The organism is Cutibacterium namnetense (assembly GCF_001642025.1).
In the GTDB taxonomy this organism is placed as follows: Bacteria; Actinomycetota; Actinomycetes; order Propionibacteriales; family Propionibacteriaceae; genus Cutibacterium; species Cutibacterium namnetense.
In genome coordinates this window covers 74,933-90,999 of the sequence record NZ_LWHO01000003.1, presented here as the reverse complement: position 1 = coordinate 90,999, position 16,067 = coordinate 74,933, and the positions used below count along the sequence as shown (strand labels likewise).

Below are 16,067 nucleotides of genomic sequence, written 5' to 3'. Positions count from 1 at the left end.
ACGAGTTCTCCATCCCTGCCAATGCTTCGCCTGCCTAGAAAGCGACGAAGTCCGATGAGCGGATCAGATCCGGGCAGCGTGACGACGGCAGACGACCACCGTCGACACCACGACGGTGAGGGCGAGCCCTCCGGCGATGGCAAGATCGATGTCGTCAGTTGCCGGACCCTCAGCACCGGTAGCGGGCAGCCCCCGTCCCGCTCCCTTGCCGGAGTCGCCACCGATCACCTTGCCGGTGACGGCGTCGACAGTGACGTTGTGACAGACCTTGTCCGCTGACGAAGTGAGGTTCGTCGACAGCGGGTTCATCGGCTCACCGGCCTTGTAAAAGCCGGCAAAAGCCTTGGCACCAGTCGCGGTCAGCTTGACCGACGAGCCCTTAATGGCAGAGTTACCAGAGGTCGATACCTGGAAGGTTGCAAAATCGACACGACCATAGTTGGTCTTCTTTCCATCCATCGAAGAGGACTTCACGTCAAGGTACAGGTGGCCAGTCGAACCCTTAATCTCTAGGGAGGGTTCGGCCAGCGTCATGTCCAAGATGCCGTGATGGCCAGTCATGTGCACCGAGCCGGAGTACTTAACAGACCCAGACTTAGTAGCGGGATCGTATGAGCCGCTGGTAAGGGGGAAGGTGAAAGCCGAACCATTCCAGTTGGCACCGCCCGAAAGCTGCCACGAGCCCTTGGCAATAGGACCACGCAGGTAACTGGTGAAAGATGTTCGGATACCCCAAGTCAGTGAACCGGAGGTCACTTTGGACGCGCCGGTTGTGCAGACCCGCTTGGTAATGGTGTGATGAGCGGCTCGAGACTGTGGCTTTTCGCCTGCCTTCATTCTCGTTGCAGGGTTCTGCTCGTTCGGGCCAGTCTGCTTGGTCGGCTGCTTCCTCGGCTCAGCCTGCTTGCTGGGCTGCTTGGTCGGCTCAGCCTGCTTGCTGGGCTGCTTGGTCGGCTGCTTCTCCGGCTCAGCCTGCTTGCTGGGCTGCTTCGCCGGGACAGTCGGGGTCGTCGGCCCGGCCGGAGTCTGTCCAGCCTCCCGATAGGTCACCGGAGTCCGGGTGTCGTCGGACTTATCCTTCTTACCGACCCCATGGGCCTTCGTGGTGAGGACGACGTAATCCTTGCCTTGCTGGAAGGCCGGGGCTTTCATCGTGATGGTGAACGACCCATCGCTCGTCATCGGCTTACCTTGGGCGAACTTGGAGCCAATGGCCTCTTGACTCGGGGTATAGACCCAGACCGTCGATGGAGACTCGGTCGCGTCCTTAGTCGGGTCATAGCCATAGAACTTGTCCGAGTTGCCGTAGAACTCGTTCACCGAGGCCGGTGCCACAGCAACGTAGACACCGAAGCCGGTAGTCGAGAATCCCTTCCCCTTGATGGTGATATCACCTCCCTCTCGACCTACTGGTGTAACGGTTACCGTCGGACCAGCTGCCCATGCCGCCGGGGCGATTAGCACCCCGGCAAGGGCCAAGACGGCCCCGAGCATACTGGCGACGAATTTACGCATGGCCGATGTGGTCATGAGACGTCCCCTTTGATTGTCGATGCGGCCCACCGTGGGCCATCCATAAGGTTAGCCTTGCCTAATCCTTGTGCGCAAGGATGGGCGTGGTCTCGCATCGGGGCGCTGGGGTCAAGAAACATCGAGCCGACAAGGATCATCCATCCCTCAACACAAAACGAGGGGCCCCACCACAGTGGCGGAGCCCCTCGAAGTTTCGAAGAGTCGAAAGACTAATCAGTTATGAGTCAACTTGTCACGAAGCGCCTGCAAGGCCTCATCAGACGCCAGCGAGCCCTCGGCCGGACCACTGGTGTAGGACGACTGGGCGCCACCATCGGAGAGGGCGGCTTCCTGATCGGCCTGCTCAGCCTCAATGACCTGCTTACGGTGAGCCTCCCAGCGAGCCTGGGCCTCGGCATACTGCTGTTCCCAAGCGATGCGCTGCTCGTCGTAGCCTGGCTTCCACTCGTTGGTCTCCGGATCGAAGCCCTCGGGGTAGATGTAATTGCCGTCCTCATCATAGGAGGCAGCCATGCCGTATAGCGACGGATCGAACTCATCAGACTCAACGTCAATACCCTCGTTGGCCTGCTTGAGGGAGAGCGAGATGCGACGACGGTCAAGATCGATGTCGATGATTTTGACCATGGCATCGTCGTTGACGCTGACGACCTGCTCGGGGATCTCGACGTGGCGCTCAGCCAGTTCGGAGACGTGGACCAGACCCTCAATGCCATCTTCGACGCGGACGAAGGCGCCGAACGGAACGAGCTTGGTGACCTTGCCGGGAACAATCTGACCAATCTGGTGCAGACGGGCGAACGCCTGCCACGGATCTTCCTGGGTCGCCTTGAGGGAGAGCGAGACGCGCTCACGATCCATGTCGACGTCCAGCACCTCGACCGTGACGGGCTGACCAACCTCAACGACCTCGCTCGGGTGGTCAATGTGCTTCCAAGACAACTCGGAAACGTGGACAAGGCCGTCCACGCCACCCAGGTCGACGAACGCACCGAAGTTGACGATCGAGGAGACGACACCCTTGCGGATCTGGCCCTTCTGCAGCTGGTGCAGGAAATTCTGTCGAACCTCAGACTGCGTCTGCTCAAGCCAGGCGCGACGCGACAGCACAACGTTGTTGCGGTTCTTGTCAAGCTCGATGATCTTGGCCTCGATCTCCTGGCCCACGTAGGGCTGGAGGTCGCGGACACGGCGCATCTCAACAAGAGAGGCAGGAAGGAAGCCACGCAGGCCGATATCGACGATAAGTCCGCCCTTAACGACCTCGATGACGGTACCGGTGACGACGCCGTCCTCTTCCTTGATCTGCTCAATCGTGCCCCAGGCGCGCTCGTACTGAGCACGCTTCTTGGACAGGATCAGACGACCCTCCTTGTCCTCCTTCTGCTGGACGAGGGCCTCGATCTCATCACCGACGTTGACGACCTCGAAGGGGTCCACGTCATGCTTGATCGACAGCTCCTTGGACGGGATAACACCCTCGGTCTTGTAACCAATGTCAAGGAGAACCTCGTCGCGGTCCACCTTGACGACGGTGCCAGAGACGATGTCGCCGTCGTTGAAGTACTTGATGGTGGCATCCACAGCGGCCAAAAAGGCCTCCGGGCTGCCAAGGTCGTCAACCGCCACGGATCCATCGGCGGTGTTGGCGGCATTCTGCTGGTCGATGTCGACCGGGTTCGAGGTGGAGGCCTCAGTGGAGGAGGTCATGTAGATAGGACTCCGATTGATGTCATGTGATTTGAAACGCGCCGCAGCCACGATCCTAAGGATCGAACACGATCTACTCCCGTCCGAGATCGCACAAACCACAACGCAGGAACCAGCATAATATTCGAACCCTGGAGGGTCAACCAGCCCTCCTACTGGCAACCTTGGCCATGCACACCGTCAACACGACTGTTAAGTTATGTTTGGGAGGTCTGTCGCACAAGAGGGTAACCTGCATCAGGATCCGATCCCTCGGACACCGCTTATTCGGGAAACCCATCCCGAGACTGAACCCCTCACAAAACCCTGGAGGACACCACAGTCATGAATGACCAGTCTCCCCGACCCGACGAAACTTCCACCGGGTCAACCTCGTCGAGCAGCTCGACAGCTCACGCCGGCAACAGCGCACGATCGGGCAATCCGAAGTGGCGAACCGTCGCATTCGTGGTGGTCATTGTTCTCATCATTGCCGCTATCGCCGCTATCTTCGTCCAGCGCAAGGGAGACGGTGACTCTGCTGGCGGACCGGTCTCATCAGCCTCTGCGGGCGACATATCCGGCACGTCGGCCGCTCCAGCCAAGAAGGAGGGTCCGGTTCCGGCTGGCTGCATGAAGAAACCCAAGCCGATCGTACCTGTGAAGTACTCCATCGACGGGATGGAACTGTCCGCAAAGGTACTATCCCGTGGCGTCGACGAGACGGGAGCCGCCGGAGCACCGCCGAAGAATGACCCCTCGTCAATGGCCTGGTTCAACAAAGGCCCGAAGATCGGTTCTAGCGAGGGTCGCGCCGTACTGACCGCGCACACCTTCCACAAGGGTGGCGCCATTGGTAACCACCTGTACGACAAGAACAGCGGTATCAAGAAGGGCGATATCATCCGCCTGACTGATAAGTTGGGACAGACCGTCTGTTACCGCTACGACCATGACACCAAGATCATGGTCAAGGACTACAACCCCAACTCAAATGTCCTTTACGACAACAATGGTCCAGCCCAAGCAGCCATTGTGATCTGCTGGGACTACGCCAAGAAGACTGGGGAATTCGACTCCCGAATCATCTTCTACGCATACCCCGTCGCCTGATTTCAACATTCACCATAATTTAATCTACGGTCACCCTGAGACGAGCGTGCACGTTTCGTCACTTCTAATGTGGAGTCATGAATCGTGGTGCACGCTCGTCCATTCCGTCCTCCCTGGTCACGGACCTTCTGGAGGCCCTTGGAGGGGGAAAGGTCAGTCAAGACCCGCTCGACCTCGCCGCAGTGGCCCCTGACGCTTCCCACTACTTACTCACTCCCGGCGTCCTAGTCCGCGCAAGATCCACTTCTGACGTGGCAGCAGCAATGGCGGCTGCCACACGTCACAAGATGGCGATCAATTTCCGTTCTGGCGGAACAAGCCTGTCCGGCCAGGGGCTAACGAATGGGGTCATGGTCGACACTCGGCGATCCTTTCGTGGCGTCGAGGTTCTCGACGGCGGCCGCAAAGTGCGCGTCCAGCCTGGGGCGACGATCGTCGCCGTCAACTCCGTCCTTGCCCGGTACGGACGCAAACTCGGCCCAGATCCAGCGTCGTCAGTCGCATGCACCCTCGGAGGGGTGCTGGCCGACAACTCTTCGGGTATGAGTTGTGGCACCGTCGCCAACTCTTACCGCACCCTCGACTCCATGGTCTTTGTGTTGGCATCAGGCACCGTCATTGACACCGCTGACCCACAATGTGAGGACAAACTGGCCCATGACGAGCCCGAACTCGTCGAGACGCTCATGGCACTACGAGACCAATGCCGAGAGCAGGCCCGTGCCGACGAAATCGCTTTCCAATTCTCGCGCAAGAACACGATGGGTTATGGGCTCAACGCCTTCCTCGACTACGACACTCCAGCGCAAATCCTCTCCCACCTCATGATCGGTTCGGAGGGGACCCTTGGATTCATCTCCTCGGCCGTTATGAACACCGTGAAGATCATGCCAAACCTGGCCACTGCCTTGCTCCACTTCCCCACTCTCGATGCTGCCACAAAGGCACTACCAGCTTTAGTGAAATCCGGGGTGACCGTCACTGAGCTGATGGATTCCTCGTCCCTCCAGTTGTGTCGTGATGACCCAGCTAACGGTCACATCATCCCGCCGGCTCCCGGAAACGGAGATGCTGCTCTTCTCGTCGAGTACCACTGCCCAGATCAAAAATCCCGAGACGAAGCCGTCGAAGCTGGCAATTCCGTCATCTCCGGCCTGGACTTGGTCAATGAGCCGACGTTCACCGATGACCCTGCTGTGCGTGGCCCAATCTGGACCCTGCGCAATGGCCTTTATGCCAAGGTCGCTGGCACGCGACAATCGGGCCAGACAGCCCTGCTGGAGGACATCGCCGTACCCGTCGAGACTCTTGCCGGGGTGTGCGGAGACCTGCAGCAACTTTTCAGTGAACACAATTACCCAGAGTCGATCATCTTCGGTCATGCCAAGGACGGGAACATTCACTTCCTCGTCGTCGAAGACTTCCGCAACAAAGCGGGCTTGGATCGTTACGAGAAATTCACCGAGGACATGGTGACCCTCGTCCTTAATGCTCACGGCACTCTCTAGGCCGAGCATGGCACCGGACGCATCATGGCCCCCTTCGTCGCACGCCAGTATGGGCCTGATCTCTACCGGATCATGTGCCAGATCAAAGAATCGCTGGACCCGGCAGGAGTGCTCAACCGCGGCACCATCATCACCGATGACCCGAGGCTGCACCTGAAGGAGGTCAAGCTCACCCCAACTGTCCAGGAGGAGGTCGATCGGTGCGTCGAATGTGGGTACTGCGAACCGGTCTGCCCGTCACGGGATCTCACATTGACACCTCGCCAGCGGATCGTCATGCAACGCGCCATCGCTCAGGCACGAATCGACGGCAATGAAAAACTCGCTACCGATCTTGAGGAACGTGCCACCTACCCAGTAGTACAGACCTGTGCCGTTGACGGCATGTGCCAGACCAACTGCCCTATGCATATCAATACCGGCGACCTAGTACGGCGGCTCCGGGCTGAACATAACCCAGCGGTCGGGCAGACCGCCTGGGATCTAGCCGCTAACGGGTGGGGACCCTTCATCACGGCTGCAAGTGCCGGAATGTCAGCAATCAAACCTGTCCCCGCGGCAGCAACCAATGTCCTCACCGGGGCTGCTCGCGCCGTCCTAGGATCCGACCGCATACCGCAGGTTTCCGACGAATTGCCTCGCGGTGGTAAACGCCGCAGGTCCGGTCGCCGCAGCGCCCCACGTGGACGCCCCGAGGTCGTGTACCTACCGGCCTGTGTCAACACCATGTTTGGTGGCGCCATACCGGGCGAGAAGACGACCGAGTTTGCGATGATCTCCTTGCTCACCGCAGCTGGGATCGGGGTAACTGTTCCTGCGGGGATTGATTCGCTGTGCTGCGGGACCCCGTGGAAGTCAAAAGGAATGACGAAGGGATACGCGACGATGCGTCGTCGTGTCGTTGACATCATGCGTCGAGCTACCCGGGACGGCGAGCTGACTGTAATCTCCGACGCGGTGAGTTGCTCGGAGGGCTTCGTCCACGAACTCGAGTATGAGGGCGCCGAGGGAATCCGAGTAGTTGATGCTGTCCAGTACGTCGCCGACGCGGTTTTGCCCGTCATGCCGGCGCTACCCAAAGTCGCATCGGCGGCACTGCATCCGACGTGCTCGTCGACCCGAATGGGCTGGAACGACTCGTTGCAGCGCTGTGCCGAAGCGGTGGCAGACGAGGTCGTCGTCGCCGACGCCTGGGGCTGCTGCGGGTTCGCCGGGGACCGCGGCATGTTGCATCCAGAGCTCACTGAATCAGCCACTCGCCATGAGGCAACGGAGCTAGCAGAACGAGAGTTCGACCTCTATCTGTCAGCCAACCGCACCTGCGAGCTCGGCATGGAACGAGCTACAGGCAAGCCCTGGCGCCACGTACTCTCAGTACTCGCCGAGCGCATGGTGGAGTACGCCCCAGCATGATCAATCCAGTCCAAATGTTCCGGCCCAGTCCCCTTCGGTTGGGCCGGGCTTTTTCGCTGTCCTACCAGCGCCCCTAGTCAACCGGGGTGGTGTCCGCATCGAATCACAAACCACCCCGCCACCCGAAACGCGCTGTGCCCATAAGTTACGCGTTCACAATGGTCGTGTCGATCCCGCGCGGTTCGACACGACGTAGGGGTCGAAGGTGCGAGGGGTAACACGGGTACCCCGTGCCCCCTCGTAACTGGTACTGGTTATCGTCGCCAATCAGTGCGCAGCATCGAACCAGGACCGTCCTACCCCTATCGATACCGTCAACGGAACCGATAGCTCCATGGCGTGCTCCATAGCGTCGGTAACGATCTCGCGAACCTTCTCCTCTTCACCCTTGGCAATCTCAAGGATTAATTCATCATGCACCTGCAACAGCACCCGGCTCTTCAAAGCTGCCTCAGCGAGTTTCTGATCGGTGGCGAGCATAGCCAGCTTGATGAGGTCAGCTGCCGATCCCTGGATGGGAGCGTTGAGGGCGGCGCGCTCGGCCATGTCTCGGCGCTGACGGTTCGTTGAAGTGAGATCCGGCAGGTAGCGACGACGTCCTAGGAGGGTCTCGGTGTATCCCTGACGACGCGCCTGATCGACGACCTCCTCTAGGTACTCATGTACTTTTCCAAACCGGCTGGAGTAGTCGGCCATGAGTTCCTTAGCCTCACCCACGCTGACCTTAAGCTGATTAGATAGCCCATAGGCGCTCAGTCCGTAGGCGAGCCCGTAGTTCATGGCCTTGATCTTGGAGCGTTGAGCCATGCTGACATCCTCGGGAGCAACGCCGAATACGTGAGATGCCGTCACGGTGTGGAAGTCCTGCCCCGATCGGAAGGCGTCAATGAGTGACTGGTCCCCAGACACGTGTGCCATAATCCGCATCTCAATCTGGGAGTAATCAGCGCTCAGGAGAGACTCATACCCCTCGCCGACGATAAATCCTTCGCGGATGCGTCGTCCCTCTTCGGTACGCATCGGAATGTTCTGGAGGTTCGGGTCCTTGCTCGACAATCTCCCAGTCGCGGCAATCGTCTGCATATATGTGGTGTGGACTCGGCCGTCATCACGGATCTCCTTGAGCAACCCATCGACGGTCTGACGCAACTTGATGGCGTCTCGATGCTCAAGGAGATGAGCTAGGAAAGGATGCCCGGTCTTTTCGTACAATCCCGCCAGAGCGTCCGCGTCAGTGGTGTACCCGGACTTGGTACGCCGAGTCTTCGGCATGTCTAGCTTATCGAAGAGCACTCCCTGCAGCTGCTTAGGCGAGGACAGATTAATCTTCTCTCCAGCCGCTTCCCATGCGGCTTCCTGGGCTCGTGTCACCCGTTCGTCGAACTCGAAGCGCAACCCCTCAAGGGTGTCCGTATCGACGGCGATGCCGGCACGCTCCATCGAGATGAGGCACCTTTGTACCTTCATCTCGACGTCATGCAGCAGCTCGGACCCGCCGTGCGCCCCGACCTCCTTCTCCACGACGTCGGCCAGCTTGGTGACGGCCACTGCTCTCTCCATTGACTCAACAGAGTGGTCATCCTCAAAATCAAGCATGGCCTGATCAGAGTCTTCTTCCGCCTCACCCAGCGTGACGTTAAGGTGAGTGCGCACTGCATCGTCGAACTTGTAGGCACGACGATCCGGATGGAGCAAGTAAGAGGCCAGCTCGGTGTCGCAGGTCAGGCCCGCGACCTCCCAGCCGCGTTCGGCGAGGGCCTCCACCGGACCCTTGGCCGAATGCATGGCCTTAGGACGTCCCTTGTCGGCTAGCCAGGCAGCAAAGGATTTCTCATCCTCAGGGCCCAACTCGGCAGCATCGAACCACACCGCATTACCGTCACCGCATCCCAGCGCGACGGCTTCCACATCTCCCGTTCCGCTTCCCCACCTACCTGTGATGTCGAGGCCGACGCGGCCTTCGGCTGCGGACAGCCATGTACTCAATGTCCCCGGTTCCACAACGGCCCCTGAGATCTCGAGGGTGTCGCCAGCTGCAACCACTTCATCGGAATCAGATTCAGAGGCCAAGGCACGAACCCGGTCCCACAAGGTATGAAATTCCAGGGTGTCAAAGACCGCGCGGGTGGCCTTGGGATCCCAAGGTTGACGGACCAGCTCGGCCAGGGTGACGTCAAGGTCAAGATCGCGAACCAAGGCATTGAGCTTGCGGTTACGGATGACGTCATCGAGGTGATCACGGAAGGACTGTCCCACCTTTCCCCTAACGGTGTCAGCCTGACGGATAAGGTTCTCCAGCCCGTCATAAGCCGTCAGCCACTTCACCGCCGTCTTGGGGCCAACCCCTGGGACCCCGGGCAGGTGGTCGGCGCTCTCCCCCACCAAAGCTGCCAGTTCCGGATACCGTGCTGGCGGCACCAGGTATTTCTCCTCGACGGTCTCCGGTGTCATGCGAGCGAGGTCAGAAACACCTTTGCGTGGGTACAGCACCGTCACCTGGTCATTGACCAGCTGCATGGCGTCACGGTCTCCAGAAACCAGTAAGGACTTGAATCCTTCTGCAGTCGCCCGGGTCGACAGAGTCGCGAGGATGTCGTCAGCCTCGTAGTTCTCCTTAGACAGGTGAACGATGTGAAGAGCATCGAGAACCTCTTTAATGAGGTCGATCTGACCGGGGAATTCCGGCGGGGTGGCGGCACGACCAGCTTTATACTCGGAATACTCGGTGGTGCGGAAGGTGCCTCCGGCAAGATCCCATGCCACCGCAACGTGGGTGGGCTTCTCATTACGCAGCAGACTGATAAGCATCGCGACGAAGCCGTGTACCGCATTGGTGTGCTGCCCCGTCGAGGTAGTGAAGTTCTCGACCGGCAGGGCATAAAAGGCTCGAAAGGCCATCGAGTGCCCGTCAAGGACCATGAGGATGGGCTGCGTCGTCTCGCTCATATCGTTGACTTTAGAGGACGCCTCAGACAACGCGATACGATCAAGGTGGCACACAGTGGCATGCTTCACTTGTGACGTATTCGATCCCTGAACATCCGCTTCCCGACTGGCTGGCAGAACTCGTCAGCCCCCTTGACGACAAGCTCGGCGTCAAAGTCCGCGAAATTTCGCCTAACCGCTGCGTCGTCGCGGCGCCGCTCGTCGGCAACACCCAGCCTATGGGCCTGTGGCACGGGGGCGGTTCCGGTGTTCTGGTGGAGACGGCCGGGTCGCTAGCAGCCATAGCCCACGCACGAACCTTTGAGCATTCAGCGGTCGGAATCGAGCTGTCGGTCTCACACCTACGCCCACCCCACGGCCATCAGGTCATCGCTACCGCGACAGCCGCGCATCTCGGTAAACGCACAACGACCCACACCGTCGAGATCGTCGACGACGAGGGCCGCATCTGTGCTATTGGAAGGATGACCTGTCAGGTCGTCTGAGAAGAGGACCACATAGCTCTGCGATCACTTCTCGTTCTCGGCGTGATCGATAACTCCCTGAGCCACCTCTCGCATTGACTTACGCAGATCCATGGCGGTCTTCTGGATCCACCGGAAGGCCTCCGGCTCAGTGAGATCGAGGCTGGTCTGCAAAATACCCTTGGCTTGGTCGACAACCTTGCGTGACTCGAGGCGCTCCTCCAGGTCCATGACCTCGTCCTCAACGCCGCGGATCTCGGCAAATCGCGCCATAGCAATCTCGATAGCCGGAATGACATCCGAAGCATCGAAAGGCTTGACGACGTAGGCCATCGCGCCCGCTTCCTTGGCACGTTTGATGAGGTCGCGCTGTGAGAAAGCAGTCAGCATGACGACAGCGCAGATACGGTCCTCGGCAATCTTGTCGGCCGCAGTGATGCCATCCATCTTGGGCATCTTGACATCCATGACGATCAGATCGGGCTCGAGTTCGTTGGCCAGACGGACAGCCTCCTCGCCGTCACTAGCTTGACCGACGATCTCGTAACCGTGCTCCTCGAGCAACTCGACGAGATCGAGACGGATAAGAGCCTCGTCCTCGGCGACTACAACACGTGGATGTTCCGCCTCTGCCCCCGAATCAGAGGTCGACCGAGTGGGGTCCTGTGGCTTACTCACGGTGATTCCTTGCATGTCGAACGTTGACAACTCGATTCAATCTTAGTGGTTGTGAGGTCTCGCCGCACATGCACATGTCCCCGACCAGCAAATCTTCTCGTCTAGAGCACCCGCCCAACCGGTCCTCGTGAACGACGAATCGGCATCTGGGCGCAACTATGGCATAATAAGCGAGCCGGCCCGAGTGGCGGAATGGTAGACGCGGCGCACTCAAAATGCGTTGTCCTTGCGGGCGTAGGGGTTCGACTCCCCTCTCGGGCACCGTCGGCTTATACTCGTGATCCCAGGAACAATCCCAAGATCGCCGCCAGTACTCCCCCAATCGCCATTCCAAGGCAGTGCAGTACTCCGATGCGCATTCCCCGGTCAGATGCGATACGCGCTGTTTCGACAGAGGCTGTGCTGAAGGTCGTAAAACCGCCACAAAAGCCCGTGCCCAATGGACCCTTGAGGCTCTGTGAAAACCCAAGATGGTTGAGAGCCACCGCAGTGGTAAAGCCCAGCACCCATGATCCCGCCATATTGATCACCAGAGTCCCTATCGGAACCGGCGCCGAGAATCGTGAGTTAATGCGCGAGTCAAGCAGGAAGCGCAGCACCGCGCCAAGACCACCAGCCAGGCATACCCACAGCATCGTCATGATGACCTCTTGCTCATCACAAGCCGCACCGCAGCGATCAAGACCCCAGCCAACAATGCACCTGCCAGAACGCTCATCAAGAGGTAGATAACACCCAAGAACCACTGCCCTGACATGACACGTTGGCCACTCTCCACCGCGAGGGTGGAATAAGTCGTAAACCCACCCAACAGTCCGGTACCAACGCATAGCCGCACCGCCCGAAAAACCCCTTCGTCAGGGCCAACATGGACGAGCACCTCGAGCAAAGTTGCCAGCGCGAACGTCCCGACAAGATTGGTAGCCAACGTCTCCCACGGAACACCGTCTGCCCGGGACGGCCAGGTATGGGCAATTCCGACGCGCATAAGAGTACCTAGGCATCCACCTAGGAACACCAATCCCACCGGCACAAGACGACGACGTCCCTCACCCTGTGGGATGAGGGACGTCACGACGATCGAGGTCTACCCGTGATCAGTCATCTTCCTTGATACGAAGGATGCGCAGATCGTTGGTCTTGCCCGGAATGTCCATCGGGGAACCAGAAAGCACGACGACGCGCTCGCCAACCGGCACAAAGCCCTTATCACGCAGATAAGCATTAACCCAGCGGTACAGTTCCTCGGAGTTCTTGAACACCGGGGTGCCGACGGCGTGAGCGCCCCAGACCCACGCGAGGGTCTTGGTGGTCGTCTCGTCAGGGGTAAAGACGATGAGAGGGGTGCTCGGACGCAGACGAGCGATACGTCGGGCGGTATCACCAGACTTGGTGAAGGCCACAATGAACTTAGCCTCGGCACGCTCGGCAATCTCGGCAGCCGCCTTCGACATGATGCCGCTGGTGGTGTGCGGATCCCAGTCAATCTTGGCGATCTTGTCCAGACCATGAGCCTCAGTGGACTCGACGATCTTAGCCATGGTGCGCACCGTCTCACCCGGGAAGTCACCAACGCTGGTCTCAGCGGAGGTCATGACGCCGTCAGCGCCGTCGAGGATGGCGTTGGCTACGTCGGCGGCCTCAGCGCGGGTCGGACGAGGAGCGTGGATCATCGACTCCAGCATCTGGGTGGCCACGATGACAGGCTTAGCCTGCAACCGAGCCTTCTCGATGATCTGCTTCTGGATCAGCGGAACTTCCTCGAGCGGGCACTCGACAGCCATATCGCCACGGGCAACCATGACGGCGTCAAAGGCGTCAATAATCTCGTCCAGGTTCTCAATAGCCTGCGGCTTTTCGAGCTTGGCGATGACGGGAACAGTACGCCCTTCCTCGTCCATGATCTCGTGGACACGGTCGATATCAGAACCGTGACGAACGAAAGACAGAGCAACAAGGTCGATGCCGACCTTGAGAGCCCAGCGCAGGTTCTCCTCATCCTTCTCGGTCAGAGCCGGAATGGACACGGCAACACCAGGAAGGTTAATGCCCTTATGATCGCCGACCGGGCCAGCGACGGTGCAGTGACAATTAACGTCATTGCCGCTCACAGAGTCAACTTGGAGGACGGTCTTGCCGTCGTCGATGAGGATGACGTCGCCAGGCTTGCAATCCTGAGGCAGGCCCTTGAAGGTAGTGGAGACGCGCTCCTGATTACCCAGGATGTCATCAGTGGTGATAGTGAATTTGTCACCAATCTTGAGGTCGATCTTGCCGTTCGACTCTCCTTCAGCCTTCTCGAACAGGCCGGTACGGATCTTCGGGCCCTGAAGGTCGGCCAGGGCTGCCACGTTGAGACCAAGCTCCTTCGAGACCGAGCGAACCAGGTCGAGACGCTCCTGATGCTCGGAGTAGTCGCCGTGACTCATGTTGAGACGGGCGATGTTCATGCCAGCCTCCATGAGCTCCTTCATGGCGTCGTGGCTGGCCACAGCAGGCCCAAGTGTATTCACAATCTTAGCTCTACGCACACGTACACGATACCGCCCAAGACAACGCGGACCCGAGCCAGAACGCCACTCACCGCCGGATGTACACAAGATGTTCACCCAGAGTGCACAGATGACCACCGCTCACCGAGCGATTACTCAGGCTTGCCTCACCATATCGAGAGCATGCTGGAGATCCGTTGGAAGATCAGCATGAAACGTCACCCACTCACCGCTGCCCGGATGAGTGAAGGACAACTCCGCAGCATGCAACCACTGCCTCTGCAAACCCAGTTCCTGCGCAAGCACTGGATCACAGCCGTAGAGCGAGTCCCCACAGCAGGGGTGATTGACCGCCGCCATGTGCACGCGAATCTGATGAGTTCGACCAGTTTCAAGGTGCACTCTCAGCAAAGTCGCGTGCCGAAACGCCTCCACCGTGTCGTAGTGGGTCACCGAGTGGCGGCCCCCATCGACGACAGCCATCTTCCAATCATGATGGTGATCGCGGCCGATCGGAGCGTCAATAGTACCCGCGAACGGGTCCGGATGGCCCTGCACAAGGGCCAGATAAACCTTGTCAACAGTGCGATCCCGAAAAGCCTGCTTCAACAAGGTATAAGCGTGCTCGCTCTTGGCCACCACCATGAGCCCAGATGTACCGACGTCAAGACGCTGAACGATCCCTTGACGCTCCGGTGCCCCACTAGTAGAAATTGCGAATCCGGCTGCCGCGAGATGCTCGACAACACTTGGCCCCTCCCATCCCAGGGAGGGATGGGCGGCAACCCCGGCAGGTTTATCGACGACGACAATGTCCGAGTCGTCGTGGATAATCCGCATATTCTCAACGATCTGCGGGGTAATGGACGGCGTCGCGACAGGATCAGAGAGATCAATGTCAAGCATCTGACCGCTGGCTACTCGCAGTGATGCTCGGGATACCCGTTGGCCGTCCACAAAGACTCCGCCCTCTTCAATGAGGTTGCCGATCCGGGATCGGGATACCCCACTCATGCGAGCGGCGGCGACATCGACCCTTTCCCCGTCAAGGCCATCGGGTATTAACAGGATGCTCACATCTCCTCCTTCTCCTCGCGGCCCCTTACATTGTCATCCATCTCATGAGCGGTCATCTACCGCGCGAGAACCTGCATCGCCCTCGTGATGCCCGAAAACAGTCACCAGCACGACGAGTATGGCAGTGCAGGTGATGAATATGTCGGCAACATTGAACACGGCGAAGTGGGGCATGCTGATGAAGTCGACGACATGGCCGCGCAATGGCCCAGGGGCTCGAAAAATCCGATCGGTCAAGTTGCCGCAGATCCCGGCAATGAGCATGCCACAAGCAATAAGAGACCAGCGCTTGCGAGCGCGAGGCACCCCCCATACACATACGGCAACGAGCATAGCGACCGCAAAGAGACTGATCAGCACAGTGGCCGTCGAGCCCATCGAAAAAGCCGCCCCGGGATTGCGGATCAGACGCAAGGTGAGGAACCCACCGAGCCAGCTTGGTGGAGCGTAAGGGTCGAGATGGGCAACTGCCTCAGCTTTCGTCCACTGATCGAGTCCGTAGCCGAGCACAGCTATGGCGGCCATGACGAGACGCCAACGCCTCAGCTGCCCTCCTACCAATACGGTCGGGTTAAAACTCACCGACGCTCTTGGCGCTGCTTGCACTTCACGCACATGGTGGCTCGCGGGAACGCTTGCAGCCGAGCCTTTCCAATTGGCTCTCCACAGGATTCGCAGGTCCCCCAGGTGCCCTCGTCGAGAAGCTGGAGGGCCAGCTTCGACTGGTCGTACACAGCGCGAGCATTGCGGGTAACGGAGATCTCTTGGTCGCGCTCAAACTGCGAGGAACCGACGTCGATGGTGTCCATTCCAGCACCGTCGTTCCCCTGCTTCATCAGGTCAGCAAGGTCATTCTCGGCTTTGGCAAGGGCCGTCCCCATCCTCTGAACATCGGATTCAAGGGTGTCGATGATTTCGCTAACCTCGTCGGCCGTCCACGGCTCATCGCCGTCACGCACCCGCAGGGATGCGGCAATCGCCTCGACATCGTGGTCTGACATGGAACTCTCCATCGTCATGCGGGGATCATCCCCGGTTTCGTGGTGTGTGCCGTTCATATCATCACCTACATGGGGGTGTCATGAACTGTGGGCCGACATTACACCCATGGCACTCACTCGTCATCCTCGTGGGTCTTCTCCACGTAAACACCG

13 protein-coding genes, 1 tRNA gene and 1 pseudogene are annotated in these 16,067 nt (G+C 59.3%); 5 read left to right on the top strand and 10 right to left on the bottom strand.

The genetic code is table 11. From position 1 onward, the window contains the following. Positions 1–63: 63 nt before the first annotated feature. Positions 64–1,530: an HtaA domain-containing protein gene (locus tag A5483_RS04000; RefSeq protein WP_063811307.1), complete on the bottom strand. Its 1,467-nt coding sequence runs from the start codon at positions 1,528–1,530 to the stop codon at positions 64–66. A gap of 216 nt (positions 1,531–1,746) precedes the next feature. Further along, positions 1,747–3,243 carry a 30S ribosomal protein S1 gene (gene rpsA / locus A5483_RS03995; RefSeq protein ID WP_002548558.1) on the bottom strand — a complete coding sequence of 499 codons (1,497 nt, stop codon included), beginning with the start codon at positions 3,241–3,243 and terminating at the stop codon, positions 1,747–1,749. Between the two features lie 447 nt (positions 3,244–3,690). Between rpsA and A5483_RS03990 the strand changes: the two genes are divergently transcribed. From A5483_RS03990 to A5483_RS12345, 3 genes and pseudogenes are all read left to right on the top strand, one after another. Beyond that, the gene (locus tag A5483_RS03990; RefSeq protein ID WP_063811306.1) at positions 3,691–4,335 is read left to right on the top strand and encodes a class F sortase; all 645 of its coding nucleotides are present in this window, start codon (positions 3,691–3,693) and stop codon (positions 4,333–4,335) included. A gap of 77 nt (positions 4,336–4,412) precedes the next feature. Beyond that, positions 4,413–6,618 (top strand): annotated as a pseudogene (locus A5483_RS03985) (FAD-binding and (Fe-S)-binding domain-containing protein). Further along, on the top strand, positions 6,570–7,256 hold the full coding sequence (locus tag A5483_RS12345; protein ID WP_108773030.1) for a (Fe-S)-binding protein: 687 nt from the start codon (positions 6,570–6,572) through the stop codon (positions 7,254–7,256). Before A5483_RS03985 ends, A5483_RS12345 begins: the two are co-directional and overlap by 49 nt. Positions 7,257–7,523: 267 nt before the next feature. Here A5483_RS12345 and polA read toward each other — a convergent pair whose 3' ends face one another. Next, the gene (gene polA, locus A5483_RS03980; protein WP_063811305.1) at positions 7,524–10,202 is read right to left on the bottom strand and encodes a DNA polymerase I; all 2,679 of its coding nucleotides are present in this window, start codon (positions 10,200–10,202) and stop codon (positions 7,524–7,526) included. Positions 10,203–10,273: 71 nt separating this feature from the next. On the opposite strand from polA, the gene A5483_RS03975 reads away from it, so the two are divergent. Then, positions 10,274–10,687 carry a PaaI family thioesterase gene (locus A5483_RS03975; protein WP_002548500.1) on the top strand — a complete coding sequence of 138 codons (414 nt, stop codon included), beginning with the start codon at positions 10,274–10,276 and terminating at the stop codon, positions 10,685–10,687. A gap of 24 nt (positions 10,688–10,711) precedes the next feature. Here A5483_RS03975 and A5483_RS03970 read toward each other — a convergent pair whose 3' ends face one another. After that, the gene (locus A5483_RS03970; protein ID WP_042842654.1) at positions 10,712–11,359 is read right to left on the bottom strand and encodes an ANTAR domain-containing response regulator; all 648 of its coding nucleotides are present in this window, start codon (positions 11,357–11,359) and stop codon (positions 10,712–10,714) included. A gap of 163 nt (positions 11,360–11,522) precedes the next feature. Here A5483_RS03970 and A5483_RS03965 point away from each other — a divergent pair. Then, positions 11,523–11,605: transfer RNA gene (locus A5483_RS03965), tRNA-Leu, on the top strand. A gap of 8 nt (positions 11,606–11,613) precedes the next feature. Here A5483_RS03965 and A5483_RS03960 read toward each other — a convergent pair. From A5483_RS03960 to A5483_RS03935, 6 genes are all read right to left on the bottom strand, one after another. Further along, complete coding sequence (locus A5483_RS03960) at positions 11,614–11,985, bottom strand: fluoride efflux transporter FluC (RefSeq protein ID WP_002548999.1); 372 nt, start codon at positions 11,983–11,985, stop codon at positions 11,614–11,616. Then, positions 11,982–12,419, bottom strand: coding sequence for a fluoride efflux transporter FluC (locus A5483_RS03955; protein ID WP_002549003.1), 438 nt, complete (start codon positions 12,417–12,419; stop codon positions 11,982–11,984). The genes A5483_RS03960 and A5483_RS03955 overlap by 4 nt, the downstream gene beginning before the upstream one ends. A gap of 22 nt (positions 12,420–12,441) precedes the next feature. After that, positions 12,442–13,875, bottom strand: a complete 1,434-nt coding sequence (gene pyk, locus A5483_RS03950) for a pyruvate kinase (protein WP_081474408.1) — start codon at positions 13,873–13,875, stop codon at positions 12,442–12,444. 117 nt (positions 13,876–13,992) lie between these two features. Beyond that, positions 13,993–14,913, bottom strand: coding sequence for an RluA family pseudouridine synthase (locus tag A5483_RS03945; protein ID WP_063811081.1), 921 nt, complete (start codon positions 14,911–14,913; stop codon positions 13,993–13,995). Between the two features lie 42 nt (positions 14,914–14,955). Next, a complete protein-coding gene (locus A5483_RS03940; protein WP_042842655.1) occupies positions 14,956–15,495 on the bottom strand; it encodes a signal peptidase II in 540 nt (179 codons plus the stop codon). Further along, complete coding sequence (locus tag A5483_RS03935; protein WP_002548561.1) at positions 15,492–15,971, bottom strand: TraR/DksA family transcriptional regulator; 480 nt, start codon at positions 15,969–15,971, stop codon at positions 15,492–15,494. The genes A5483_RS03940 and A5483_RS03935 overlap by 4 nt, the downstream gene beginning before the upstream one ends. Positions 15,972–16,067: the final 96 nt, after the last annotated feature.